The 25,377-nt window shown below is 73.3% G+C and carries 25 protein-coding genes; 13 read left to right on the top strand and 12 right to left on the bottom strand.

Going from position 1 to position 25,377, the window contains the following annotated elements; all coding sequences use genetic code 11:
- Positions 1 to 9 precede the first annotated feature (9 nt).
- Positions 10 to 714 carry a response regulator transcription factor gene (locus AMK16_RS07300; protein ID WP_073909924.1) on the bottom strand — a complete coding sequence of 235 codons (705 nt, stop codon included), beginning with the start codon at positions 712 to 714 and terminating at the stop codon, positions 10 to 12.
- Positions 715 to 991: 277 nt separating this feature from the next.
- Between AMK16_RS07300 and AMK16_RS07305 the strand changes: the two genes are divergently transcribed.
- From AMK16_RS07305 to AMK16_RS07335, 8 genes are all read left to right on the top strand, one after another.
- The gene (locus AMK16_RS07305) at positions 992 to 1,777 is read left to right on the top strand and encodes an amino acid ABC transporter ATP-binding protein (RefSeq protein WP_073909927.1); all 786 of its coding nucleotides are present in this window, start codon (positions 992 to 994) and stop codon (positions 1,775 to 1,777) included.
- 117 nt (positions 1,778 to 1,894) lie between these two features.
- Positions 1,895 to 2,734 (top strand): glutamate ABC transporter substrate-binding protein, encoded by an 840-nt coding sequence (locus tag AMK16_RS07310; protein ID WP_073909930.1) that lies wholly within the window; start codon positions 1,895 to 1,897, stop codon positions 2,732 to 2,734.
- Between the two features lie 83 nt (positions 2,735 to 2,817).
- A complete protein-coding gene (locus AMK16_RS07315) occupies positions 2,818 to 3,492 on the top strand; it encodes an amino acid ABC transporter permease (protein WP_073909933.1) in 675 nt (224 codons plus the stop codon).
- The gene (locus AMK16_RS07320; RefSeq protein WP_073909936.1) at positions 3,489 to 4,379 is read left to right on the top strand and encodes an amino acid ABC transporter permease; all 891 of its coding nucleotides are present in this window, start codon (positions 3,489 to 3,491) and stop codon (positions 4,377 to 4,379) included. The genes AMK16_RS07315 and AMK16_RS07320 overlap by 4 nt, the downstream gene beginning before the upstream one ends.
- 187 nt (positions 4,380 to 4,566) lie before the next feature.
- Positions 4,567 to 6,156: an FAD-dependent monooxygenase gene (locus AMK16_RS07325; protein WP_073909938.1), complete on the top strand. Its 1,590-nt coding sequence runs from the start codon at positions 4,567 to 4,569 to the stop codon at positions 6,154 to 6,156.
- 33 nt (positions 6,157 to 6,189) lie between these two features.
- Entirely contained in the window at positions 6,190 to 6,276 is an 87-nt protein-coding gene (locus AMK16_RS38300; protein WP_311318651.1) for a putative leader peptide, read from the top strand.
- Positions 6,277 to 6,354: 78 nt separating this feature from the next.
- Positions 6,355 to 6,906 (top strand): cysteine dioxygenase, encoded by a 552-nt coding sequence (locus AMK16_RS07330; protein WP_073909941.1) that lies wholly within the window; start codon positions 6,355 to 6,357, stop codon positions 6,904 to 6,906.
- Positions 6,903 to 7,301 (top strand): rhodanese-like domain-containing protein, encoded by a 399-nt coding sequence (locus AMK16_RS07335; protein ID WP_242438626.1) that lies wholly within the window; start codon positions 6,903 to 6,905, stop codon positions 7,299 to 7,301. The genes AMK16_RS07330 and AMK16_RS07335 overlap by 4 nt, the downstream gene beginning before the upstream one ends.
- An 83-nt stretch (positions 7,302 to 7,384) precedes the next feature.
- Here the strand turns inward: AMK16_RS07335 and recX are convergent, their stop codons facing one another.
- Positions 7,385 to 7,948, bottom strand: a complete 564-nt coding sequence (gene recX / locus AMK16_RS07340) for a recombination regulator RecX (protein ID WP_073909947.1) — start codon at positions 7,946 to 7,948, stop codon at positions 7,385 to 7,387.
- Positions 7,949 to 7,951: 3 nt separating this feature from the next.
- Positions 7,952 to 9,067, bottom strand: a complete 1,116-nt coding sequence (gene recA / locus AMK16_RS07345; RefSeq protein ID WP_199885356.1) for a recombinase RecA — start codon at positions 9,065 to 9,067, stop codon at positions 7,952 to 7,954.
- Positions 9,068 to 9,313: 246 nt separating this feature from the next.
- Here recA and AMK16_RS07350 point away from each other — a divergent pair, with 246 nt between their 5' ends.
- Positions 9,314 to 10,069 carry a Clp protease N-terminal domain-containing protein gene (locus AMK16_RS07350; protein WP_073909953.1) on the top strand — a complete coding sequence of 252 codons (756 nt, stop codon included), beginning with the start codon at positions 9,314 to 9,316 and terminating at the stop codon, positions 10,067 to 10,069.
- On the opposite strand, the gene AMK16_RS07355 is transcribed toward AMK16_RS07350, so the two are convergent.
- Both AMK16_RS07355 and AMK16_RS07360 read right to left on the bottom strand, forming a co-directional pair.
- Positions 10,023 to 11,111 carry an AI-2E family transporter gene (locus tag AMK16_RS07355; protein ID WP_073910733.1) on the bottom strand — a complete coding sequence of 363 codons (1,089 nt, stop codon included), beginning with the start codon at positions 11,109 to 11,111 and terminating at the stop codon, positions 10,023 to 10,025. The two genes, AMK16_RS07350 and AMK16_RS07355, sit on opposite strands and share 47 nt — an antisense overlap.
- 348 nt (positions 11,112 to 11,459) lie before the next feature.
- A complete protein-coding gene (locus AMK16_RS07360) occupies positions 11,460 to 11,654 on the bottom strand; it encodes a DUF3046 domain-containing protein (protein WP_030650223.1) in 195 nt (64 codons plus the stop codon).
- Positions 11,655 to 11,735: 81 nt separating this feature from the next.
- On the opposite strand from AMK16_RS07360, the gene AMK16_RS07365 reads away from it, so the two are divergent.
- Complete coding sequence (locus AMK16_RS07365) at positions 11,736 to 12,767, top strand: hypothetical protein (protein WP_073909956.1); 1,032 nt, start codon at positions 11,736 to 11,738, stop codon at positions 12,765 to 12,767.
- Here the strand turns inward: AMK16_RS07365 and AMK16_RS07370 are convergent.
- The 3 genes from AMK16_RS07370 to AMK16_RS07380 all read right to left on the bottom strand — a co-directional run bounded on the left by AMK16_RS07370 (position 12,736) and on the right by AMK16_RS07380 (position 14,752).
- Positions 12,736 to 13,044, bottom strand: coding sequence for an AzlD domain-containing protein (locus AMK16_RS07370; protein ID WP_073909959.1), 309 nt, complete (start codon positions 13,042 to 13,044; stop codon positions 12,736 to 12,738). The two genes, AMK16_RS07365 and AMK16_RS07370, sit on opposite strands and share 32 nt — an antisense overlap.
- Positions 13,041 to 13,739, bottom strand: a complete 699-nt coding sequence (locus AMK16_RS07375) for an AzlC family ABC transporter permease (RefSeq protein ID WP_073909962.1) — start codon at positions 13,737 to 13,739, stop codon at positions 13,041 to 13,043. Before AMK16_RS07375 ends, AMK16_RS07370 begins: the two co-directional genes overlap by 4 nt.
- A gap of 176 nt (positions 13,740 to 13,915) precedes the next feature.
- Complete coding sequence (locus AMK16_RS07380) at positions 13,916 to 14,752, bottom strand: AraC family transcriptional regulator (protein WP_073909965.1); 837 nt, start codon at positions 14,750 to 14,752, stop codon at positions 13,916 to 13,918.
- Positions 14,753 to 14,832: 80 nt separating this feature from the next.
- Between AMK16_RS07380 and AMK16_RS07385 the strand changes: the two genes are divergently transcribed.
- From AMK16_RS07385 to AMK16_RS07395, 3 genes are all read left to right on the top strand, one after another.
- Entirely contained in the window at positions 14,833 to 19,422 is a 4,590-nt protein-coding gene (locus AMK16_RS07385) for an ATP-dependent helicase (protein WP_073909968.1), read from the top strand.
- Positions 19,423 to 19,883: 461 nt separating this feature from the next.
- Positions 19,884 to 20,678, top strand: coding sequence for an Fpg/Nei family DNA glycosylase (locus tag AMK16_RS07390; RefSeq protein ID WP_073909971.1), 795 nt, complete (start codon positions 19,884 to 19,886; stop codon positions 20,676 to 20,678).
- A gap of 34 nt (positions 20,679 to 20,712) precedes the next feature.
- A complete protein-coding gene (locus AMK16_RS07395; protein WP_073909973.1) occupies positions 20,713 to 21,585 on the top strand; it encodes an SDR family NAD(P)-dependent oxidoreductase in 873 nt (290 codons plus the stop codon).
- A gap of 446 nt (positions 21,586 to 22,031) precedes the next feature.
- Here AMK16_RS07395 and AMK16_RS07405 read toward each other — a convergent pair whose 3' ends face one another.
- The 4 genes from AMK16_RS07405 to rimO all read right to left on the bottom strand — a co-directional run bounded on the left by AMK16_RS07405 (position 22,032) and on the right by rimO (position 25,283).
- Positions 22,032 to 22,409, bottom strand: a complete 378-nt coding sequence (locus AMK16_RS07405; protein ID WP_073909979.1) for a helix-turn-helix domain-containing protein — start codon at positions 22,407 to 22,409, stop codon at positions 22,032 to 22,034.
- A 109-nt stretch (positions 22,410 to 22,518) separates the two neighbouring features.
- Positions 22,519 to 23,028, bottom strand: a complete 510-nt coding sequence (locus tag AMK16_RS07410; protein ID WP_073910737.1) for a CinA family protein — start codon at positions 23,026 to 23,028, stop codon at positions 22,519 to 22,521.
- Positions 23,029 to 23,121: 93 nt separating this feature from the next.
- A complete protein-coding gene (pgsA, locus tag AMK16_RS07415) occupies positions 23,122 to 23,790 on the bottom strand; it encodes a CDP-diacylglycerol--glycerol-3-phosphate 3-phosphatidyltransferase (RefSeq protein WP_073909982.1) in 669 nt (222 codons plus the stop codon).
- The gene (gene rimO / locus AMK16_RS07420; protein WP_073909985.1) at positions 23,787 to 25,283 is read right to left on the bottom strand and encodes a 30S ribosomal protein S12 methylthiotransferase RimO; all 1,497 of its coding nucleotides are present in this window, start codon (positions 25,281 to 25,283) and stop codon (positions 23,787 to 23,789) included. The genes pgsA and rimO overlap by 4 nt, the downstream gene beginning before the upstream one ends.
- Positions 25,284 to 25,377: the final 94 nt, after the last annotated feature.

Below are 25,377 nucleotides of genomic sequence, written 5' to 3' on the forward strand. Positions count from 1 at the left end.
CGGGTCCCGCTAGGGGGCGGCCGGGGTGACGAGCCGGTAGCCCACCCCGCGGACGGTCTCGATGAGGGCGGGCATGCGCAGCTTGGAGCGCAGGGACGCGACGTGGACCTCCAGGGTGCGCCCGGTCCCCTCCCAGCTGGTGCGCCAGACCTCGCTGATGATCTGCTCGCGCCGGAAGACGACGCCGGGCCGCTGGGCGAGCAGGGCCAGCAGGTCGAACTCCTTGCGGGTGAGCGGTACGTCGGCGCCGTCCACGCTGACCCGGCGGGTGGGCAGCTCGATGCTGACCGGGCCGAGCCGGACGAGGGCGGGCGTGCCCGTCCCGGTGGCGGCGGCCTCTTCGGAAGCGCCGGTGCGCCGGGCGACGGCGTGGATGCGGGCGAGGAGTTCGCCGGTGTCGTAGGGCTTGACGACGTAGTCGTCGGCGCCCATGTTCAGGCCGTGGATGCGCGAGCGGACGTCGGCCCGCGCGGTGACCATGATGACGGGCGTGGCGGTGCGCTTGCGGATCTTGCCGCACACCTCGTAGCCGTCCTGGTCGGGCAGGCCGAGGTCGAGCAGGATCACACCGTAGGGAGGTGCTCCGGCGGGCAGCAGTGCCTGCAGCGCCTCCTCGCCGTTGCGGGCGTGGGTGACCCGGAAGCCGTGCCGGGCGAGGATCGCGGACAGGGCGGCGGCGACGTGGTCGTCGTCCTCGACGAGCAGCAGTCTCATGTCGTCCCCCTCTCCTTCCCTCGGTCTTCGGATTCCGTACGTTGCGGGGCCACCCAGCATCCACGCCGATGAGGACGCCCACGTCAAGGGGGTTCCGGTCCGGCGCGCCTTCCGTTACGCACCCGGTACGACCACGGCGCCGGGGCGGCGAGCCCGCGCACGGAGCGTATCCGGGAGAGTCCGGATCGTTATCCTCAATTCTCGCTCAGATGTGATGACGATGTGCACGCTTCGTCACTACTGTCCTCCCAACCGAGGAGGACGGAGCAAGAAGCCGATGAGCGGAGTATCAGTGACCAAGGACGTGCAGGACGCGGCCGGTGCCGCGGACGACCTGGTCGTACTGAGCAACGTCAACAAGCACTTCGGCGCGCTGCACGTGCTTCAGGACATCGATCTGAGCATTGCCCGCGGTGAGGTCGTCGTGGTGATCGGCCCTTCGGGATCGGGCAAGTCCACGCTGTGCCGGACCATCAACCGCCTGGAGACGATCGACTCGGGCACCATCACGCTCGACGGGAAGCCGCTGCCGGCGGAGGGCAGGGAACTGGCCCGGCTGCGCGCCGACGTGGGCATGGTGTTCCAGTCGTTCAACCTCTTCGCGCACAAGACGGTGCTCCAGAACGTCATGCTGGGCCAGCTCAAGGTCCGCAAGGCGGACCAGGCCGAGGCGCACGCGAAGGCGCTGGCGCTGCTGGAGCGCGTCGGGGTGGCCTCGCAGGCCGACAAGTTCCCGGCGCAGCTCTCCGGCGGCCAGCAGCAGCGTGTGGCGATCGCCCGCGCGCTGGCGATGGACCCGAAGGTGATGCTGTTCGACGAGCCGACCTCGGCGCTCGACCCGGAGATGATCAACGAGGTGCTGGAGGTCATGCAGCAGCTCGCCCGGGAAGGGATGACGATGGTGGTCGTCACGCACGAGATGGGCTTCGCCCGCTCCGCGGCCAACCGTGTCGTCTTCATGGCCGACGGAAAGATCGTCGAAGAGGCCGCGCCCGAGCAGTTCTTCAGCAACCCGCGCAGCGACCGGGCCAAGGACTTCCTCTCGAAGATCCTGCACCACTGACCACCGGGTCTGGTAGTCATCCGGTGACGGACCACCGCCGGAGGGCTCCTGCCACCCCGCAAGCGCCCGTACGCGACGCTCCGCGTCCAACATCGTCTCATCCGAGGGAAGTTCACCATGAAGGTTTTCAAGACCGGTGCGGTCGCGGCCATCGCCGTCGCCCTGGCCCTGACCGCGACCGCCTGTGGCGGCGGCAGTGACAAGGGTTCCGAGGGCAGTGGCGGCAAGGACAAGGTCGTCATCGGCATCAAGTTCGACCAGCCCGGCGTGGGCCTGAAGACCCAGGACGGCAAGTACACGGGCTTCGACGTCGATGTGGCCACCTACGTGGCCAAGGAGCTGGGCTACCAGCCGGACCAGATCGAGTGGAAGCAGGCCGTCAGCGCCGAGCGCGAGAACCTGATCGCCAACGGTGACGTCAAGTTCGTCGTCGCCAGCTACTCGATCAACGACAAGCGCAAGGAGAAGGTCGACTTCGCCGGCCCGTACTTCCTGGCGCACCAGGACCTGCTGGTCCGCGCCGACGACTCCTCCATCACCAAGGCCGAGGACCTGAACAAGAAGAAGCTCTGCTCGGTCACCGGCTCCACCTCGGCGCAGAACGTCAAGACCAAGCTGGCCCCCGAAGCGGACCTGCTGGAGCAGGGCGGCTACTCCGAGTGCCTGACCGGCCTGGAGAACAAGAAGGTCGACGCCCTCACGACGGACAACTCGATCCTCGCCGGCTACGCCTCGCAGGACGCGAACAAGGGCAAGTTCAAGCTGGTCGGGCTGAGCCTGAGCAACGAGAACTACGGCATCGGTCTGAAGAAGGGCGACAAGGACCTCCAGACCAAGATCAACGCCGCGCTCAAGAAGATGGTCTCGGACGGCGCCTGGGAGGCGGCCGTGAAGAAGAACTTCGGACCGGCCGACTACAAGAACGAGCCGGCCCCGCAGATCACCGAAGGCAGCTGATTCACCGGTGAGGTGCGTCGCCGCCCGCCTGTCGCGGGCGGCGGCGCCCCCCGCCGGCCATCCTGGGGAGAGCGCAGGGCATCGTGTTCGATTTTCTTGATTCCGGGCAGTACGACCTGCTCGGAGCCTTCTGGGTGACGGTTCAGCTCACCCTCTACTCGGCGGTCGGATCCCTCATATGGGGCACCGTCCTGGCCGGGATGCGGGTCAGCCCGGTCCCGCTGCTGCGGGGCTTCGGTACCGCCTACGTCAACCTCGTGCGCAACACGCCGCTGACCGTGCTGATCATCGGCTGCTCGCTGGGCCTCAACCAGACCCTCGGCATCGAGCTGGGCGGCGGAACCTTCAAGGAGATCGGCTTCAAGCTCGCGATCCTCGGGCTCGTCGCCTACACCGGGACCTTCGTCTGCGAGGCGCTGCGCTCGGGCATCAACACCGTGCCGGTCGGCCAGGCCGAGGCGGCCCGCGCCCTGGGACTGAGCTTCTTCCAGGTGCTCACCCTGATCGTGCTCCCGCAGGCTTTCCGGGCGGTGGTCGCACCGCTCGCCAACGTACTGATCGCACTCACCAAGAACACCACGGTGGCGGCGACCATCGGCGTGGCCGAGGCGGCCCTGCTGATGAAGGAAATGGTCGAGAACGAGGCCCAGGCGCTGTTCGCCGTCTTCGGTGTCTTCGCCCTCGGCTTCGTCCTGCTGACCCTGCCCACCGGCCTGCTCATGGGCTGGGTGGCCAAGCGAGTGGCGGTGAAGCGATGAGCTCGGTGCTGTACGACACCCCGGGCCCCCGGGCCAAGGCCCGCAACTGGATATACAGCGGCGTCTTCGTCGCCTTGTTCGCCCTCGCCGCGTGGTGGGCGCTGTCGCTCATGGCCGAGAAGGGCCAGCTCGAAGCCGACAAGTGGACCCCCTTCGTCACCGACAGCCGCGTCTGGACCACCTTCCTGATCCCCGGCCTGCTGGAGACCCTGAGGGCCGCTGCGATCGCCATGGTGATCGCCATTCCGCTCGGCGCCCTCCTCGGCATCGGCCGGCTCTCCGACCACTCCTGGGTGCGCGTCCCGGTCGGCGCGGTCGTCGAGTTCTTCCGCGCCATCCCGGTGCTGATGCTGATGCTGTTCGGCTTCTCGCTGTACGTGCAGTTCGCCGATGTCTCCTCGGACCTGCGCCCGCTGTACGCGGTGATCACCGGCCTGGTGCTCTACAACGCGGCCGTCATCGCCGAGATCGTCCGGGCGGGCGTCCTGTCCCTGCCCTCCGGCCAGACGGACGCGGCCAAGGCGATCGGCATGCGCAAGGGCCAGATCATGGTCCACGTCCTGATCCCGCAGGCCGTCACGGCGATGCTGCCCGCCCTGGTCAGCCAGCTCGTGGTGATCCTGAAGGACACCGCGCTCGGCGGCTCCCTGCTCGGCCTCGGCGAGCTGCTGTCGATGAACCGGCAGATCTCGGCGAACTACAGCAACACCATCGCGACGCTCGTCGTCATCGCCCTGATCTACATCGTGGTCAACTTCGGCCTCACCACCTTCGCCTCCTGGCTGGAGGGCCGGCTGCGCAAATCGAAGAAGGGCTCCGGCGCGGTGGTCGGGGTGGCCGAGGTCAGCGACCTGGCCACCGGGGGCAACAGCGGCGGAGCGGCCTGACCGCCCTCCCGGTTCGAGGCCCCCGAGGGCCTGACGTACGGTCAGTCATACTGCGTAGCCCGTGTGGTGCGGCGGAACTCATCCGCCGCACCACACGGCGCTGTCCGGACCGGCGTCACTTGACGCAGGCACTTCCAGTGGGTTGCATACGTTCTGTGATCACATACCGGACACCGGGAGCCACATCATGGACCCGGTGATCGTCGTCGGCGCGGGGCCCGTCGGGCTGTCCCTGTCCCTCGCCCTGGCCGGCCAGGGCGTGCCCAGCGTCGTGCTCGACGAGGGGCCCGGCAAGGAGGATCCCCGCCCGGCCCGCACCGTCATCCTGCACGCCGACACCGCCGCCATGGCACACCGGCTGGGCTGTACGACGCTGCGCGACGAGGGCGCCTACTTCGCCGCCTGGCGCACCATGCGGCGCAGCCGGCCGGCCCGGCGGTACACCTTCGACGACGGCCCGGCCCCGCTGCACCTGCCGCAGCACGCCCTGACCCGCGGGCTGCGCGACGCCGCCGCCGCGCACCCGCTGGTCCAGCTGGTCACCGACAGCCGTCTGGACGCCGTCGAGCAGGACGGCCGGGGGGTCACCGCGCACACCCGGGGCGCCGAGACCACCTGGTGGCGCGGGAGCCACCTGGTCGGCTGCGACGGCGCCCGCTCCACCGTGCGCAAGCTGATCGGCATCCGCTTCCCTGGCCGTACCGCCGTGGAACGCCACGCCGTCGCCGCCTTGCGCACCGAACTCCCCTGGCCCGGCGAGGCCCTGCTGCACCGCGCCCCGCCGCGGGAGGCCACTTCCCGGCCGCTGCCGGACGGCGTGTGGCGGCTGGACTGGCTGCTGCCGGCGCGCGGGGACCTCGTCACCCCCGACCTCCTGGTGAACCTCATCCGGGACACCCTCGCCGACTGGTGCGGGGGCACGACTCCCCCCTACGACCTCATCGACACCGGCGTCCACACCCTGCACCACCGCCTGGCGCGGCGCTGGCGCGACGGCCGCGTCTTCCTCGCCGGGGACGCCGCGCACCTGCTGGGCGCCCTGGGCACCCAGGGGGTCGAGGAGGGGCTCCGGGACGCCGAGAACCTCGCCTGGAAACTCTCCCTGGCCTGGCACCAGGGGGCGTCCGAGGCCCTGCTCGACAGCTATGAGGACGAGCGGCGCACCGCGGTCGCGGCCCGGCTGCGCGCCGCGGACCAGGCGCTGGCGGTGCTGCGGGCCGGGGGCGGGGGCCTGCGGCCCTACCTGCCCGGTGCCACGCGGTCCGCCGAGTCCCTGCTGACCGACGGCCACCTGGGGCGGGGCCCGCTGGGTGCGGCGCCGGCGTACGCCCCGCCGGTAGCCGTACGGGAGGTGCCGACCGCCACCGAACCGGGCGGCGCCGTGGCGAACGTGCCCGTGACCGCGCCCGACGGAGCGACCGTGCCGCTGCGCGACCTGCTGGGCAAGGGCCGGCTGCTGGTGGTCCTGGTCGCGCCGGGCACCGGGGTCTGGGACCGGCGCCACTGGCTCGGCGCGGGCCTCATGCCCCGCTTGGCGGCCGCGGTCAGCGCCCTGCCCGTCCGTACGGACCTGCTGGTCGCGGACGGCTACCCGGGGGCTGCGGCTCACACCGTGCTCCTGATCCGGCCGGACGGCCACCTGGCCGCGACCTTCGCCGGGGTGCGCCCGGCGGAGCTGTACGAGGCGGCGGACGCCGTCCGGGCGGGCGCACCCTCCTCCCGGCTGCCGGCTCCGGCGCCCGCGCCGCCCACCACACCGGCCGTGGTGATCGATTGACCGGTCCCGCGCAGCCGTGGTTCACTCGCGGACATGACCGGCAACGACGTACGCCTGTGGCGGAGGGTCCATATGGACCTGCTCCGCTACGCGGGCTGCGTGTGTCGCCCCTCCTGCTGATTCGCCTTCCCCTTTCGCGCGCCCCGTGCCGTCACCGGCCTGCGCGCGTCTCCGCGAACCCCAGGACGGTCTCCTGCCATGTCTGCACCCGCGTCCGCCTCCGCGGCTTCCGCCGCCCCTGCTCCCGCACCCCCCGGGGGCCCCACGGCCGCCGAACTCCTCGACTTCGCCCTGCGCACCGCCGCCGACCCCGCGATCGTGGGGTCGCTGCCGCTCGATCCGCAGGGCCGCACCTGGATCAGGCTGGACGGCCCCTGCGGCAGTGAGGCCTGGCTGATCGGCTGGCCGCCGGGGACCGGCACCGGCTGGCACGACCACGCCGAGTCGCGGGGGGCGTTCGCCACCGCCCGGGGCCGGCTCACCGAGCACTCGCTGGCCGTACGGCTGCCCGCGGAGGGCTGGCGTTCGCTGGAACTCGCCGCGGGGGTGGACCGCAGCCGCCGCCTGGAGGCGGGCACCGGGCGGGCCTTCGGGGAGCACCACGTGCACGAGGTCCTCAACGAGTCGGCGAGCGAGCACGCCGTCTCGGTGCACGCGTACTATCCGCCGCTGCCGCTGATCCGCCGTTACAGCCGCAGCGGAGCGGTGCTCGGCCTGGAGCAGGTCGACCGTCCGGAGGACTGGCAGTGAGCGCGGCGGAGCCGACGGGCATCGACGAACTGCTGGAGCGCCTCCGTGCGGGGTACACCCGCATCGCACCGCAGGAGGCGTACGCCGCCTCCCGGGCCGGGGCACTGCTGGTGGACATCCGCTACCAGGCCCTGCGGGAGCGCGACGGGCTGATCCCGGGCGCGCTGGTGGTGGAGCGCAACGAACTGGAGTGGCGGCTGGACCCCCAGGGCAGCCATCGCGCCGCCGAGGCCACGAGCCACGACCTCCAGGTGGTGGTGATCTGCAACGAGGGCTACGCCTCCAGCCTCGCCGCGGTCTCCCTCCACACCCTGGGCCTGCACCGGGCGACGGACCTGACGGGCGGCTTCCAGGCTTGGAAGGCGGCGGGCCTCCCGGTGATCTCCCGGCCCTGACCCCGCCGGCCCGCGCTCGGCCCGCTCCTCGCACCCCGCCGGGGGCAACCGGGCGGGGGCGACCGGGCGGGGCGGCGCCGGCGCTAGCCCGGGTACCCCAGGTCGTCGGCGTCCTCGCCCTCCGCCTCCAGTGCGCGGCGGACCACGCGCAGCGCCATTCCCTCGGGGTAGCCCTTGCGGGCGAGCATCCCGGCGAGGCGCCGGATCCGTTTGTCCCGCTCCAGGCCCCGGGTGGCACGGAGTTTGCGCTCCACGAGCTCCCGGGCCGTCTGCTCCTCCTGCTCGGAGTCCAGCAGCTCCAGGGCGTCCTGTACGAGGGTGGCGTGCACCCCCTTGGTACGGAGCTCCTGCGCCAGGGCCCGCCGGGCCAGGCCCCGGCCGCGATGGCGGGATTCGACCCAGGCTCCGGCGAAGGCGGCGTCGTCGATCAGGCCCACCTCCTCGAACCGGGAGAGGACCTCTTGCGACACCTCCTCGGGGATGTCGCGCTTCGCCAGTGCGTCCGCGAGCTGCCGCCGGGTGCGCGGCATCCCGGTGAGCAGGCGCAGGCAGATCGCCCGCGCCTGCTCCTCGGGGCTCTGGGGCGGCAGTTCGCCGCGGCCTTCACGGCTGCCGCGGTTCCCGCCGCCCCTTCCCTGCTCCCGCACGGGTCAGCTCTTGGCCACGGCGGCCTTGGCCGTCGTCTTGGCCTTCGACGCCGGAGCGGGCACCGCGGTGGCGGCGGCAGCGGCGTCGGCCGTCTCGGCACCGGCCTCGGCGGCGGCGTCCTTGCGGACACCCACGCCCAGCTTCTCCTTGATCTTCCGCTCGATCTCGTCGGCGAGATCCGGGTTGTCCTTCAGGAAGTTGCGGGCGTTCTCCTTGCCCTGGCCGAGCTGGTCGCCCTCGTAGGTGTACCAGGCGCCGGCCTTGCGCACGAAGCCGTGCTCCACGCCCATGTCGATCAGGCCGCCCTCGCGGCTGATGCCGTGGCCGTAGAGGATGTCGAACTCGGCCTGCTTGAACGGCGGCGCGACCTTGTTCTTGACGACCTTGACGCGGGTGCGGTTGCCGACCGCGTCCGTGCCGTCCTTGAGGGTCTCGATACGGCGGATGTCGAGGCGCACGGAGGCGTAGAACTTCAGCGCGCGGCCACCCGTCGTGGTTTCCGGCGAGCCGAACATCACGCCGATCTTCTCGCGGAGCTGGTTGATGAAGATCGCGGTGGTCTTGGACTGGTTGAGCGCACCGGTGATCTTCCGGAGTGCCTGGCTCATCAGACGGGCCTGGAGACCCACGTGCGAGTCGCCCATCTCCCCCTCGATCTCGGCGCGCGGCACCAGGGCCGCCACGGAGTCGATGACGATCAGGTCGAGGGCGCCGGAGCGGACGAGCATGTCCACGATCTCCAGCGCCTGCTCGCCGGTGTCCGGCTGCGACAGGATGAGGTTGTCGGTGTCGACGCCGAGGGCCTTGGCGTATTCGGGGTCGAGCGCGTGCTCGGCGTCCACGAAGGCGACGGTGCCGCCGGCCTTCTGCGCATTGGCCACGGCGTGCAGGGTCAGGGTCGTCTTACCGGAAGACTCCGGCCCGTACACCTCGATCACACGGCCGCGGGGCAGCCCGCCGACGCCGAGCGCGATGTCCAGCGCGGTCGATCCCGTGGGGATGACCTCGATGGGGTCGTTCGGCTTGTCGCCGAGGCGCATCACCGCACCCTTGCCGAATTGCCGTTCAATCTGTGCGAGAGCGGCGTCGAGAGCCTTCTCGCGGTCGGTGCCTGCCATGGGTTCCACCCGGTTTGCTTGAGTCGATCGCTTCACGCCATTGACGCTAGTGCCTGCCACTGACAATGCGCCTCCACGACCGGTTCGGCTGTGGATAACCCATCAGAATGGATGTTCGATTTCTATGTCAAGCGCACCACGCCATACCCCGGGGGCCCCGCCCGCACCCCGCCTATGACGCACCACGCGAGGGCGGGTGACAACCCACGGTTGACACCTCGGAACTGTCAACCTAGGGTTGCCTCCATGACGAACCCTCCCGTGGAACCCGTCCGCATGACCAATCCGGTACGCCTCGACGACCTCATCGAGGCCATCAAGAAGGTCCACACCGACACCCTGGAGCAACTCAGCGGCGCCGTCGTCGTCGCCGAGTCCCTCGGTGACGTGGCCGACCATCTGATCGGCCACTTCGTCGACCAGGCCCGCCGCTCCGGAGCCTCCTGGACCGACATCGGCCGCAGCATGGGCGTCACCCGCCAGGCCGCCCAGAAACGCTTCGTCCCCAAGGCCGACAAGGAGGGCGACCCGGGCCTCGACCCCAACGAGGGCTTCGGCCGCTTCACCCCGCGCGCCCGCAACGTCGTCGTCACCGCCCAGAACGAGGCCCGCGCCGCCGGCGGCACCGAGATCCGCACCGAGCACCTGCTCCTCGGCCTGCTCAGCGAGCCGGAGGGCCTGGCGGCCCTCGCCCTGACCGCCCAGGGGGTCGCGGCCGGCGACGTGCGCACCGCGGCGACGGCGACGCTGCCCCCGGCCGCGGAGGCCGTCCCCGACCTCATCCCCTTCGACGCCTCCGCGAAGAAGGCCCTGGAGCTCACCTTCCGCGAGGCCCTGCGCCTGGGTCACAACTACGTCGGCACCGAGCACGTCCTGCTCGCGCTCCTGGAGCTGGAGCACGGCACGGGCCCGCTCAGCGGCCTCGGCGTGGACAAGGACGCCGTCGAGGCCTGGGTCACCGAAGCCCTGGCAGCCGTACTCGGCGACGCGGACGCGCAGTAGAGGCGTCCGCGTCCCGCGTCAGCTCGTACCGCTTCACGTACGCGCCGAGGAACGCCTGCAGCGTGGCGACGGCCGGGATCGCGATGAGCGCCCCGACCGCGCCCAGCAGGGCGGTGCCCGCGATGACCGAGCCGAAGGCCACCGCCGGGTGGATGTCGACGGTCCTGGACGTCAGCTTGGGCTGCAGGACGTAGTTCTCGAACTGCTGGTAGACGACGACGAAGCCGAAGACGTACAGCGCGTACCAGGGGTTGACCGTGAAGGCCAGCAGCATCGGCAGCGCGCCCGCGAGGTAGGTGCCGATCGTGGGGATGAACTGGGAGACGAGTCCCACCCACACGGCGAGCGCGGGCGCGTACGGCACGCCGAGGACCGCCAGCAGGACGTAGTGGGCGACGCCGGAGATCAGCGCCATCAGCCCGCGCGAGTACAGGTAGCCGCCCGTCTTGGCGACGGCGATCTCCCAGGCGCGCAGCACCTCGGACTGCTTGGCGGGCGGCAGTACGGAGCACAGCGCGCGCCGCAGCCGCGGCCCGTCGGCGGCGAAGTAGAAGGAGAACAGCCCGATCGTCAGCAGTTTGAAGAGTCCGCCGAGGACGGTGGCGGACACGTCCAGCACGCCGCTCGCACTGTTCTGCACGTACTTCTGGAGCCAGTCGGAGTGCAGCATGCTGTCCTGGATGTCCAGCCGGGACAGCTTGGTGTGGAAGGCCGCGTTGATCGAGTTGATGACCGAGTCGAGGTAGCGCGGGAAGTTCTCCACCAGGTCGACGATCTGCCCGGCGAGCATCGAGCCGAGCAGCGCGAGGAAGCCGGCGACGAAGGCGAAGACGGCGAGGAACACCAGGAAGGTGGCGAGCCCGCGGCGCATGCCGCGCGCGGCCATCCGGGAGACCGCCGGCTCGACCGCGAGCGCCAGGAAGAACGCGATCAGGATGTTGACGAGCAGCCCGATCAGCTGGTGGAAGGCCCAGCTGCCGAGCTGGAAGCAGGCGACGAGCGCCAGTACGAGGACCACGGCGCGCGGCAGCCAGCGCGGCATCCGGTCCCCGTACCCGGCCGGGAAGGGCCGGGCGGGAGGCTCCCCGCCGCCGTCGGGGGCGGGGACCGGCCCGGCCGGGCCCGACCAGTCGCCGGGAGCGGCGGCCCGACCCCCCGGACCTGCGGGAGCGGGCGGGGCGCCGAGGGCGGCCGGCCCTCCGGGGCCGCCGGGCTCGGGCCGCCGGGGCGGCGGCGCGCCCTTGGCGTGTACGTGCTGGTCGGTCGTGTCTTCGGTGGCTGCCACACGGCAAGTCTGTCCCACCGGCGGCCCGTACCGCGAAGCGGCGCCGCGCGCCGGCTCCGGCCCGGCCGCCCCGGCGCCCCTGCGCGCCGGGCCCCGCACCCGGCGTCAGCGCAGCGAGGCCGGCACGTCCATCGCCGAACACACCGCGCGCCACACGTCCTTGGCCTCCCAGCCCGCCTCGAGCGCCTGGTGGACGGTCCGGCCGCCGAGCTCCGTCATGACATGGTCCCGGGCGAAGGAGTCCGCGTAGCCCGCACCGAAGTGCTCCGCCATCCGCTCCCAGAAAATCGTCAACCGCATGCCTCCAGTATCCCGCCCCGGAGAGTGCACCCGCCCCGTTCGTCCCCCGGCGCCGCTCCACGGCGCCCTACGGTTTCCCGCATGTCTGGAGACGAAGTCCCCCCGGCGCCCGCCACGGCGGCCCCGGTCCCGCCGCAGGCCCGGCCGGTCCCCGGGGCCCGCTCGGCCCCGCTGGACCGCGCGGAACGGTTCATCTGGCTCACGGCCCGCGTGCTGGAGCAGCGGCGGTTCGCGTTCCACTTCCTCGGCGGGGACGCCGGACCGGTGGACACCGCCCTCGCTTCCCACCTCAACGGCGACGGCGGCTACGGGCACGCCCTCGATCCCGATGTGCGCGGCCCGCTCAGCCAGCCCCTGCACACCGTGTACGCGCTGCGCGTCCTGGACGGCCTGGGACGCTGCGCCGGGCCCCGCGTCGAGCGGCTGTGCGGCCACCTCACCCGCGTCTCCACCGCGGAGGGGGCCCTCCCCGTGCTCTCGCCGGGCCCGCGCGAGCACCCGGCGGCCCCCTACCACCTCGCGCAGGACGACCCGCCGGGGGCGCTGCTGACCACCGGCCCGGTCGTCGGCCTGCTGCACCGCAACCGGGTCTGGCACGCCTGGCTCTTCCGGGCCACGGACTTCTGCTGGGACCGCATCGAGGGGCTGCGCCACTCGCACCCGTACGAGGTCCGCAGCGCGGTGGACTTCCTCGACGGCGTCCCCGACCGGGCGCGCGCGACGGCCGCCGCGGACCGGCTGGGGCGGCTGGTGCGCGCGCAGGGCCTCGTCGTGCTCGATCCGGCGCGGCGCCGCGAGCATCCGCCCGCCCGCGGCTACGCGCCGCAGGAGCAGCTTTTCCCGCACGACTTCGCCACGAGGCCCGAGTCGCTGGCCCGCGGCTGGTTCACCGCCGAGGAGCTGCGCCGCTCGCTGGACTTCCTGGCCGGCCGGCAGCAGCCGGACGGCGGCTGGCCGCAGCGCCGCAGGCCCTGGGCGCCGGGCAGCGCGCTGGAGCGGCGGCCGATCGCCACCCTGGAGGCGCTGCTGACGCTGCGCGCCTACGGACGCCTCCCGGACGCAGGGTCCGCCGGGAGCGGGCTCAACCGCCCAGGGCCCGTACCCCCGCGGTGACCGCGACGGCGGCGGCGACGACCAGCAGGAAGGGGGCCCGCGCCAGCAGCGCGGCCGCGGCGGCGGCCAGCCCGGCGGCGCGGGCGTCGAGGACGAGCTCGTGGCCCGTGCTGAAGGTCTGCTGCGCGGTGAGCGCGGCGAGCAGGGCCACGGGCAGCAGGGCGGAGAGCCGGCGCACCAGCGGCCGCTCCAGGGCCTGGGCGGGGACGAGCAGCCCGACCAGTTTGACGGCGTAGCAGCCGACGACGGTCAGCCCGATGGCGATCCAGACGTTCACGAGCGGCGTCCCTTCATCCACAGCACGGCCGGCGCGGCCAGCGCGGCGATCAGGACCGGCACCCCGGCGGGCAGCACGGGCAGGAAGCCCAGCCCGAGGACGAGCGCGAGGGCGGCGACGGCCCGCTCGGTGCCGGTCCGCAGCATCGGCGCGAGCAGCGCCAGGAAGACGGCGGGCCCGGCGGCGTCAAGGCCCCACACCCTGGTGTCGCCGATGGCCTCGGCGCCGAGCGCCCCGAGCAGGGTGGTGAGGTTCCACAGCACGTACAGGCTGATCCCGGTGGCGGCGAAGCCGAGCCGGGCCGACCTGCGGTCCGGCTGGGCCAGCGCCACGGCGGTGGTCTCGTCGATCACCCAGTGCGCGGCGAAGGGCCGTACGGCGCGCGGCAGCGCGAGCAGCTGCGACAGCCTCAGCCCGTAGAAGGCGTTGCGCGTCCCGAGGAAGAAGGCGCCGGCGGCGGCGGTGAACGGATTGCCGCCGGCCGCCAGCGCCCCGACCAGCGCGAACTGCGAGGCGCCGGTGAAGACGAGCAGGCTCAGCACGCAGGCCTGGAGCGCGTCGATCCCGGCCCCCGCGGCGGTCACCCCGAAGGCGAACCCGGACAGCCCGACGGCCACCCCCACCCCGAGCGCGTCCCGCACGACGGCGCCGCGCGGCCGTCCTTCGGCGACCCCCTCGGGGGTCTCCTGCGTCATGATCCGATGTTCTCCCACGCCCCGAAGCTACGCAGGCCGGGGCGGCGCGGTCTTGTACGTTCCTGCGGTCCGGCCGGCGGACCGGACCGCGGGACGGCTGCGGCGTACGCGCTGTCCTACGCGCCGTCGTGCGTGCCCGCGCCCGCCCCGGCCCCGGCCCCGGCCCCGGCCGGAGGCTACCCGGCGGCCCGTTCCCGCCGGTAGGCCCCCGGCGGAACCCCCACGATCCGGGTGAAGTGCCGGTTCAGGTGCGGCTGGTCGGTGAAGCCGACGGCGACGGCCACCTCCGCGGGCGGTGTTCCCGCGCCGAGCAGCCGTCGAGCCCGCCGGACCCGCGCGTCGGTCAGCCAGGTGTGGGGCGGCATCCCGTACCGGTCCCGGAAGGCGCGCAACAGGGCGAACGGACTCGTCCCGAGCTCCGCCGCGAGCTGTTCCAGCGAGGGCGGAGCGGCCATCCGCTCCTCCAGGAGCGCCCGGGCCCGCTCGGCGTCGGCGGCGCCCGCGCGCCGTACCGTACGGGCCGGCAGCGGTCCCGCGTGCCTGCCGAGCATGCGCGCCACCACGCCCCGCAGCAGCGTGTCGGCGGCCAGCGCGTTTCCGGCCTCGGCGGCCCGGTGGACCCCGGCGATCGCCCCCGAGCCCTCCGGGTCGGCGACCATGTCGGCGGTGAATCCGGGGGTTCCGCGCGGGGCGCCGATCTCGGCGGCGACCTCGGTGATCAGGTCGCGGGAGGGGTAGAGGGTGGCGTACGCCCAGCCCTCGGGGACCCCGGCCCGCGCGCTGTGCGCCACCTCGGGGTTGATCAGGACGACGCTGCCCGGTCCCGCCCGGACGGTACCGCCGGGCAGTCCGATCTCCTCGACGCCGCCGGTGACGGCCGCGATGACGTACCCGTCGTGGGCGTGGCGCGGGAAGGTGTGGCGTACGTAGCGGGCGCGCAGCAGGTCCAGCCCGGGCAGCTGCGGGTACTGCCAGTGCCGGGCCCACTCCCGGCGCTCCTCGTCCTTGCCCATCCACCCATTCTGCGCCCCGCCGGACGGGGGTGTTCTCGCAGGTCCGGATGGTTGTCGGTGGCGGGGTGCAGGATGGGGGCATGTCCGGCTCCGCGCTCGCCTCGTTCTCCCCCGCGACCCGCTCCTGGTTCACGGGGGCCTTTCGTACGCCCACGCCCGCCCAGGAGGGCGCCTGGCGGGCGATCGCACAGGGTTCGGACGTGCTGGTCGTGGCGCCCACCGGCTCCGGCAAGACCCTGGCCGCCTTCCTGGCCGCCCTCGACCAGCTGGCAGCGACCCCGCCGCCGGCCGAGCCGAAGAAGCGCTGCCGGGTGCTGTACGTATCGCCGCTGAAGGCCCTGGCGGTGGATGTGGAGCGCAATCTGCGCAGCCCCCTGACGGGCATCCGGCAGGAGTCCGTCCGCCTCGGTCTGCCGGAGCCGGAGATCCGGGTCGGGATCCGCTCCGGCGACACCCCGCCGGCCGAGCGCCGGGCGCTGGCCACCCGCCCGCCGGACATCCTGATCACCACGCCCGAGTCCCTCTTCCTGATGCTGACCTCGGCCGCGCGGGAAGCCCTCGCCGGGATCGAGACGGTGATCCTGGACGAGGTGCACGCCGTGGCCGGCACCAAGCGCGGCGCCCACCTCGCGCTCTCCCTGGAGCGTCTGGACGAACTGCTGCCGCGCCCGGCGCGCCGGATCGGCCTGTCGGCGACGGTCCGGCCGGTGGACGAGGTGGCCCGCTACCTCGCACCGCGCGGCCGAACCATGATCGTGCAGCCCCCTTCCGCCAAGGAGTTCGACCTGTCCGTGGTCGTCCCCGTACAGGACATGGGCGAACTGGGCGGCTCGCCCGCGACCGAGGGCCGCGAGGGCGGCGACAAACCCTCGATCTGGCCCCATGTCGAGGAGCGGATCGCGGATCTGGTGCAAGCCCACCGCTCGACGATCGTGTTCGCGAATTCGCGCCGTCTCGCGGAGCGGCTGTGCAACCGGCTCAACGAGATCGCGTACGAGCGCGCCATGGGCGAGAAGATGCCGGAGGGCTCGCCCCCGGCGGAGATCATGGCGCAGTCGGGCGCCGCCCAGGGCGCCCCGCCGCTGCTGGCCCGCGCCCACCACGGTTCGGTCTCCAAGGAGCAGCGGGCTCTGGTGGAGGAGGATCTGAAGGCGGGCCGGCTGCCCGCGGTGGTCGCCACCTCCAGCCTGGAACTGGGCATCGACATGGGCGCGGTGGACCTGGTGATCCAGGTGGAGTCCCCGCCCTCGGTGGCCTCCGGGCTCCAGCGCGTGGGCCGGGCCGGGCACCAGGTCGGCGCGGTCTCCACCGGCGTGGTCTTCCCCAAGTACCGCGGCGACCTGGTGCAGGCGGCCGTGGTCACCGAGCGGATGCGCACCGGCTCGATCGAGTCCCTGCGCATCCCGTCGAACCCGCTGGACGTCCTGGCGCAGCAGCTGGTCGCGATGGTCGCGATGGACACGTGGCAACTGGACGACCTGCTGGCGCTGGTGCGCCGGGCGGCGCCCTTCGCGGCCCTGCCCGAGTCGGCGTTCACCTCGGTGCTGGACATGCTGGCCGGCCGCTATCCCTCGGACGCCTTCGCCGAGCTCAGGCCCCGTGTCGTCTGGGACCGCGTCGCCGGGACGATCACCGGCCGGCCGGGCGCCCAGCGGCTGGCGGTCACCTCGGGCGGCACCATCCCCGACCGCGGCCTCTTCGGGGTCTTCCTGGCCGGCTCCGACCCGAAGAAGGGCGGCGGGCGGGTCGGCGAGCTCGATGAGGAGATGGTCTACGAGTCCCGCGTCGGGGACGTCTTCACCCTGGGCACCAGCACCTGGCGGATCGAGGACATCACCCGCGACCGCGTCCTGGTCACCCCAGCGCCCGGCGTGCCCGGGCGACTGCCGTTCTGGAAGGGCGACCAGCTGGGCCGCCCCCTGGAACTGGGCCGCGCCGTCGGCGCGTTCCTGCGCGAACTGGGCGGCCTCGGCGACGAGGACGCCCGGCTGCGGCTGCTGGCGGCAGGCCTGGACGCCTGGGCCGCGGAGAACGTCCTGACGTACCTCGCCGAGCAGCGCGCGGCATGCGGCCACGTGCCGGACGACCGGACCGTCGTGGTCGAGCGGTTCCGGGACGAGCTCGGCGACTGGCGGGTCGTCGTCCACTCCCCCTTCGGCGCCCAGGTGCACGCTCCGTGGGCGCTGGCGCTGAGCGCCCGGCTCGCCGAGAAGTACGGCATGGACGCCCAGGTCATGCACGCCGATGACGGGATCGTGCTCCGCCTGCCCGATGCCGACCTGCTCTCCATGGACCTGCTCGACCACGACCCGGCGCATCCCGCCGGCTTCGAATTCGACGACGAACAGGCCCCGCTGGGCGCCGCCGATGTCGTCTTCGACCGCGGCGACGTCAGCCGGATCGTCACCGACCAGGTCGGCGGTTCGGCGCTCTTCGCCTCCCGCTTCCGCGAATGCGCGGCCCGGGCGCTGCTGCTGCCGCGGCGCAGCCCCGGCAAGCGCACCCCCCTGTGGCAGCAGCGTCAGCGTGCCTCCCAACTGCTCCAGGTGGCTTCGGAGTTCGGGTCCTTCCCGATCGTGCTGGAAGCCGTGCGCGAGTGCCTCCAGGACGTCTTCGACGTGCCCGGCCTGACCGAGCTCATGGGTGACATCGAGGCGCGCCGCGTCCGGCTGGTCGAGGTCACCACTCCCGAACCCTCCCCCTTCGCCCGGTCGCTGCTCTTCGGGTACGTCGCCCAGTTCCTCTACGAGGGCGATTCGCCCCTCGCCGAGCGCAGGGCGGCCGCGCTGTCGCTGGACTCCCGCCTGCTGGCCGAGCTGCTCGGGCAGGCGGAGCTGCGCGAGCTGCTCGACGCGCAGGTGCTGGAGGAGCTGGAGCGGGAGCTCCAGTGGCGCACCGAGGACCGGCGGGCCAAGGACCCCGAGTCGGTGGCCGACCTGCTGCGCATGCTGGGCCCCCTGACGGAGGCCGAACTGGCCGAGCGGGGAGCCGGTGCGGACTGGGCACAGGAGCTCGGCTCGGCCCGCCGCGCCATCCGCGTCCGGATCGGCGGCGCCGACCACTGGGCGGCCATCGAGGACGCCGGCCGGCTGCGGGACGCGCTGGGCACGGCCCTGCCCGTCGGCGTTCCGGAAGCCTTCACCGAACCGGTCAAGGACCCGCTGGGCGACCTCCTCGCCCGCTACGCGCGCACCCACGGCCCGTTCACGACGGCGGCCGCGGCCACCCGCTTCGGCCTGGGCCCGGCGGTCACCGAGGGCGCCCTGCACCGGCTCGCGGCGGCCGGCCGGGTGGTGCAGGGCGAGTTCCATCCGGCGGGCATCGGCCAGGAGTGGTGCGACGCCGCGGTGCTGCGCAGGCTTCGCCGCCGCTCGCTGGCCGCCCTGCGGCAGGAACTGGAACCGGTCCCGCCGACCTCGCTGGCGACCTTCCTGCCGCAGTGGCAGCACCTGGGCGGGGCCCTGCGCGGCATCGACGGTCTGGCCCGGGCGGTCGAACAGCTCCAGGGCGCACCCGTACCGGCCTCGGCGCTGGAGCGCCTGATCCTCCCCTCGCGGGTCAGCGGCTACTCCGCCGGGCTGCTGGACGACCTGACCACCGCCGGCGAGGTGATGTGGGCCGGCGCCGGCGCCCTGCCGGGCAAGGACGGCTGGATCTCCCTCTACCTGGCGGACGCCGCCCCGCTGCTGCTGCCGCCACCGCACCCGCTGGAGCTCGGCCCGGTGCACCAGGCGGTCCTGGACTGCCTCTCGGGCGGGTACGGCCTGTTCTTCCGGCAGATCGCCGAATCGGTCCGCGCCGGCTCTCCGGAGGTCTCCGACCTCGCCCTCTCGGAGGCGGTGTGGGATCTGGCCTGGTCGGGCCGGCTCACCAACGACACCCTGAACCCGCTGCGGGCGCTGCTGGGCTCGGGCCGCACCGCGGGATCGACGGCCCACCGGGCCCGGCGCACGGTCCCGCGCGGCCGTTACGGCACCCTCAGCGCCACGGCCTCGCGCACCGGGCCGCCCACCGTCTCGGGCCGCTGGTCGCTGCTGCCGCAGCAGGCCGCCGACCCGACCCACCGTGCCCACGCCCTGGCCCGGACCCTGCTGGACCGGCACGGCGTGGTGACGCGCGGTGCGGTCGCCGCCGAAGGGGTGGAAGGCGGTTTCAGTGCGGTCTACCGCGTCCTGTCGGCATTCGAGGACAGCGGCCAGGCCCGCCGCGGCTACGTCGTGGAGGGGCTCGGCGCCGCCCAGTTCGCGATGGACGGCGCGGTGGACCGCCTCCGGGCCGCCGAGCGCACCCCGCCCCCGCTGGCGGCGGTGGTCCTGGCCGCCGCCGACCCGGCCAACGCGTACGGCGCGGCCCTGCCCTGGCCGGAGCCTCCGGCCGGCGCCACCCACAAGCCCGGCCGCAAGGCGGGCTCCCTGGTGGTCCTGGTCGACGGCGAGCTCATCCTGTACCTGGAGCGCGGCGGCAAGACCCTCCTCGCCTGGCCGGAGCCGGGCGAGCCCCGCCTGACCGCCGCCGTGGAGACGCTGGCCACGGCAGCCCGCTCGGGCACCCTCCCCGCCCTCACGGTGGAACGCATCAACACCAACCCCTCCCTCACCTCTCCACTGGGCCCCACCCTGGAATCAGCCGGCTTCCACGCCACCCCCAGGGGCCTCCGCCTGCGCCCCTGACCCCAGCCCCGCCCCCGCCCACGTCCCCGACCCCAGCGCGGACCGGTCCGGCGCGCGCCCCCACCCCCAGCCCCAGCCCCAGCCCCAGCCCCAGCCCCAGCCCCAGCCAGTGTCGAGGGCCCGGCGGCCCCGGCCCCCACCCCTGGCGTACGAGGCCAAGGGCCCGGGGCGAAGCCCCTTGGCCCCGGCCCTGCCGGCGTCTGAGGCGCGGAGCCCGCGCCCCGCCCCGCTCACGCCCGAGACCCGGAGCCTGGCGAGAACCCGCACCCCGACCCCGCCGACCTCCGAGCCCGAGGCCCGAGGCCCGAGGCCCAGCGCGGCGCCCGCACCCCCGCCCCGCCCGCGGTTCAGGCGCCGGGGTTCGGGGCGGAGTCCCGGGGAAAGGGCGGGTGGGGATCCGCTCCGCGCGGCGCCCCCGACGGGCCCACCCCCGCCCCACCACCCCGGGAGACAATCGGCTCATGCCCGAAGGAGACAGCATCTGGCGCGCAGCGGCCCGCCTCCACTCCGCGCTCGCCGGCAAACCCCTCACCCGCAGCGACCTCCGCGTCCCCCGCTTCGCGACCGCCGACCTCACCGGCCGCACCACCCTCGACGTCATCCCCCGCGGCAAACACCTCCTGGCCCGCTTCGAGGGCGGCCTCACCCTCCACAGCCACCTCCGCATGGACGGCGCCTGGAACGTCTTCCCCGCGGGGGCGAAGTGGCACGGGGGCCCCGCCTACGAGATCCGCGCCATCCTCGGCACCGCCGACCACACCGCCGTCGGCTACCGCCTCCCGGTCCTGGAGCTCATCCGCACCGCGGAGGAGGACCGCGCCGTGGGCCACCTCGGCCCCGACCTCCTGGGCCCCGACTGGGACGCCGAGCGCGCTGTCGCCAACCTGCTGGCCGCCCCCGAGCGCCCCCTCGGGGAAGCCCTGCTCGACCAGCGCAACCTCGCCGGGATCGGCAACATCTACAAGGCCGAGATCTGCTTCCTGGCCCAGGTCACCCCCTGGACCCCGGTCGGGGCGCTCCCCGAGAGCACGCTGCTGCGCCTGGCCGCGGCCGCGCAGCGCCTGCTGGCCGCCAACGTCGGCGACCGGCCCGCGCACCGCAACACCACCGGCAGCCGCCGTCCCGGCCAGGACCTCTTCGTCTACGGCCGGCTCCGCCGCCCCTGCCTGCGCTGCGGCACTCCCGTCCGCGAGGCCTCCCAGGACGACCGTCCCACCTACTGGTGCCCCTCCTGCCAGACGGGCCCGACCCCGTGAGGCACGTCCTGTCCGACCGGCCCCCGCCAGTCAATTGACGCACCGTCAGTTTTGGTCGTACGGTCCCGGCATGCCCCCGCCCGAGCCCGAGCCCCACCCCAAGCCGAGGCCCGCACCCCCGCCTCCGGCCCCGCCCCCGTACGACCTCACCGGCCGCACCGCCTTCGTCACCGGCGCCGCCGGCGGCATCGGCCGCGCCGTCGCCGTTCTCCTGGCCGCGGTCGGCGCACACGTGCACTGCGCCGACCGCGACGAAGCGGGACTCGGACAGACTGCCGCCCTCATCGCCGCGGCCGGCGCGGCCGGTCCGGCCGGCCCGGCCGCCACGCTCCACCCCCTCGACGTCACCGACCGCAGCTCACTGCGGGCTGCCGTCGCGGCCGCGGGCCCCCTCGACATCGCCGCCGCCATCGCCGGGATCATGCACACCAGCAGCGTCCTGGAGACCTCGGACGAGGACCTCGACCGGGTCTTCGACGTCAACTTCAAGGGGGTACTGCACACCTGCCAGGAGGCAGCCCGGTCCATGATCGCAGCGGGCCGCCCCGGCTCGATCGTCACCATGGCCTCCGGGGCGGTGGACGCCGCCCAGCCCGGCCTGCTCTGCTACAGCGCCGCCAAGGCGGCTGTGGTCCAGCTGACCAAGACGCTCGCCACCGAGGCCGGCCCGCACGGCATCCGGGTCAACGCCGTCGCGCCCGGCTGGGTCCGCACCCCCATGACCGCCCGCCACGGCGCCGAGGTCCAGGAGCGGACCGAGGCGATGATGGTCCGCCTGTCGCCCCTGCGCCGGGTCGGCGAGCCCGTGGACATCGCCCAGGCCGTGCTCTACCTGGCGTCCGACGCCTCGTCCTTCATGACGGGCCAGATCCTTCGTCCCAACGGCGGCGTCGCGATGCCCTGGTAGCCGGGACGTCCCGCGCCGCCCCGGCCGCGGCCCCGCTCCCGTCCCCCACGGACGGCCCGGGGGCGCCCGTGGCGCCCCCGCCGCCGCCACCGGCCCGGACGGCCCTGCGCCGGACCTTGCGCACCGGCGCCGGCACGCAGTGCACCGGCAGCAGTCCCAGCCCCCAGCCTCCCACGGCCACCGCGCCCTCCACGGGCCCGGACTCCGCGGGCACCAGCACCAGCCTCAGCACGGCCCACCACCACAGCGCCCCGACCGCGAGCCCGAGGGCCCAAGCCGCAGGTACGCGTCGTAACCGCCGCACGGCTACCTCCCAGGGCCGGGATGCGGACGGGCCCATCCTCCCGCACCGCTCCCGGCGCCGCACCCAGAACAGCCGGGAGCCCCGGCCGGTGCTCTAGGCACCGGCCGGGGCTCCGGCCACACTCACACGCTCACGTGCTCGCTCACGCGGCTACGACATTCACCGCTTCCGCAGGCGCCTTGATGGTCACCCGCTCGGGCCCCGGGACCGAAGTCATGGACACCGAATTGAGCATCGGGCGGACCGGCACACTCACCGGTTCGCTTGCCGCGGCCGACTGTGCCAGCTCGGCCAGCGACAGTTCGTCGCTGACTTCGCGCATCAGCTCGGACATCCGTACGTCCAACGCGTCGCAGATCGCGGAGAGCAGCTCGGAGGATGCCTCCTTCTGCCCCCGTTCCACCTCGGAGAGATAGCCGAGCGAAACTCGGGCCGACGAGGAGACTTCGCGCAGAGTACGGCCCTGGCGCTGGCGCTGCCGACGCAGCACGTCACCCAGCAGGCGACGGAGCAGAATCATCGGTGGCTCCCTCCTCTGACCGTGTAGCCGCATCCTTCACGCCCCACCGTACCGCCTCGCGCCGCGGCCGTGCGGGGAGCGATGTCGTGTTCACTCAGGGCTGCAAACATCAAATCCCCCCGTTCTGTTCCGTATCCTGCCTCCGCGCATTCTCACGGAGTTGGCTTGAGAGAAGTTCGAGTACTGTGCGTGCACTCTCCCTACGAATTTCCGCGCGGGAGCCGTTCAACCACAGCCGGGCCGTTTTCCCGCCCTGCGGACCCTCCACGGCGATGTGGACCGTGCCGACCGGCTGCCCGTCCTGCGGGTCCGGGCCGGCGACGCCGGTGGTGGCGATTCCCCAGGAGGCGGCCATCACCCGCCGCACCCCCGCCGCCATCTCCCTCGCGACCTGGGCGTTCACCGCGCCTTCGGCGGCCAGCAGTCCGGCGTCCACTCCCAGCACCCGGTGCTTGAGCTCGGTGGCGTAGGCGGTGACGGAGCCGCGGAAGGACCGCGACGCGCCGGGGACCGCGGTGAGCTCGGCGGCGACCACGCCACCGGTCAGCGACTCCGCGACGGCGACCGTCTGGTCACTCTCCGCGAGCAGCCGCAGCACGTCCGCGGCCGCCGCGTGCAGGGCCGTCCCGTCGGCCGCCTCGGCCGCGGGCGCCCCGGCCGGCCTCGGTCCGGCTCCCGGTTCAGCCACAGGAGGAATCCCCTGCCGTGTCCGTCACGTCGCGACCCGCTCCGCCGCGCGCTCCGCGGCGAGGCCCGCACGGCGCAGGACGACCGCCTGCCGGATGTAGTCCAGTCCCGTGAGCACGGTCAGCAGGACGGCGAGCGCCATCATCCAGAAGCGCAGGGTCGCCAGCGGGCCGGTCAGCGCGAGCACGTACATGCCCACGGCCGTGCCTTGCGCCAGGGTCTTGACCTTGCCGCCCCGGCTGGCCGGAATCACCCCGTAGCGGATCACCCAGAAGCGCAGCAGCGTGATCCCCAGTTCGCGCCCGAGGATCACCCCGGTCACCCACCAAGGGAGGTCGCCCAGCCAGGAGAGACAGATCAGCGCCGACCCCATGATCGCCTTGTCGGCGATGGGGTCGGCGATCTTGCCGAAGTCCGTGACCAGGTTGTACGTCCGGGCCAGGTGCCCGTCGAAGATGTCCGTGATCATGGCGACGGCGAAGGCGGCCCACGCGAAGGCCCGCCACGCGGGGTCGTAGCCGCCCTGTGCCAGCAGCAGGAAGACGAAGCCCGGCACCAGCACGAGACGGATCATCGTGAGGATGTTGGCGATGTTCCACAGGCTGGCCTGATCGACCGCCGCGGCTCCCAGCTTCGCGCCGGGCGCGGGCCGACGGCCGGTCCCGCCCGCCGCAGATGCCGGGACTCCGGTCATCCGGCCGCCTCCTCAAGATCCGTGCCCAGGGGCTCGGCCACCAGGTCCACACCCAGGGTGCCGACCACCTTCGCCGTGACGATACGCCCCGGGACCAGGCCGGCGCCGTCCGTGAAGACGACCTGCCCGTCCGTCTCGGGAGCCTGGTGGGCGGCCCTCCCGTAGGCGCCTTCGCCGTCCTGCGCCTCGTCGAGCGGTACGACCGTCTCGACGAGTACCTCCAGGGTCTCCCCGATCCGCTCTTCCGCGCGCTGCGAGGTGAGCTCCTCGGCGAGCCGCTGCATGTGGGAGAGGCGCTCGGCGATGGTGTCCTCGTCGAGCTTGTTCTCGTAGGTGACGGCCTCGGTGCCGTCCTCGTCGGAGTAGCCGAAGACGCCGATGGCATCGAGGCGGGCGTGGGTGAGGAAACGCTCCAGCTCGGCGAAGTCCGACTCCTTCTCGCCGGGGAAGCCGACGATGAAGTTGGACCGGACGCCGGCCTGCGGGGCCTTGCCGCGGATGGTGTCCAGCAGCTCCAGGAAGCGGTCGGTGTCGCCGAAGCGGCGCATGGCGCGCAGCACGTCGGGGGCCGAGTGCTGGAAGGAGAGGTCGAAGTACGGGACGACCTTGGGGGTCGAGGTCAGTACGTCGATCAGGCCGGGCCGCATCTCGGCCGGCTGGAGGTAGCTGACGCGGACGCGCTCGATGCCGTCCACCGCGGCCAGCTCCGGCAGCAGGGTCTCCAGCAGCCGGATGTCCCCGAGGTCCTTGCCGTAGGAGGTGTTGTTCTCGGAGACGAGCATGACCTCCTTGACGCCCTGCTCGGCGAGCCAGCGGGTCTCGCCCAGCACGTCGCTCGGGCGGCGGGAGATGAAGGAGCCGCGGAAGGAGGGGATGGCGCAGAAAGAGCAGCGCCGGTCACAGCCGGAGGCCAGCTTGACCGAGGCAACGGGGCTCTTGTCCAGGCGGCGGCGCAGGGGCGCGCGCGGGCCGGAGGCGGGGGCGACGCCCTCCGGCAGGTCCGCGGGGGCTTCGGCGACGGGCTCCTGGGCGTGGCCGGGGAGGGCGACCTCGGCGGCCTGCCGCTGCGCGGGGCTGATCGGCAGCAGCTTGCGCCGGTCGCGCGGAGTGTGGGAGGCGTGGATGCCGCCGTTGAGGATGGTCTGGAGGCGGTCGGAGATGTCGGCGTAGTCGTCGAAACCGAGCACGCCATCGGCCTCGGGGAGCGCTTCGGCGAGTTCCTTGCCGTAGCGCTCGGCCATACAGCCGACGGCGACGACGGCCTGGGTCTTGCCGTGATCCTTGAGATCGTTGGCTTCCAGCAGGGCGTCTACGGAGTCCTTTTTGGCGGCTTCGACGAAGCCGCAGGTGTTGACGACGGCCACGTCCGCATCGGCGGCGTCCTCGACGAGCTCCCAGCCATCCGCCGCCAAGCGGCCTGCGAGCTCCTCCGAGTCCACCTCGTTACGGGCGCAGCCAAGAGTGACAAGGGCGACGGTACGGCGTTCGGGCATGGACTCAAGACTACTTCGTCCCGGCACGGGCCCCCGCCCCAAGTCCCCCCACGGCAAGATCCCCGGGAGCCGCCGCGCGGACCGCGCGGCACCC

Origin of the sequence: Streptomyces sp. CB00455 (assembly GCF_001905445.1) — a bacterium.
Lineage (GTDB): Bacteria > Actinomycetota > Actinomycetes > Streptomycetales > Streptomycetaceae > Streptomyces.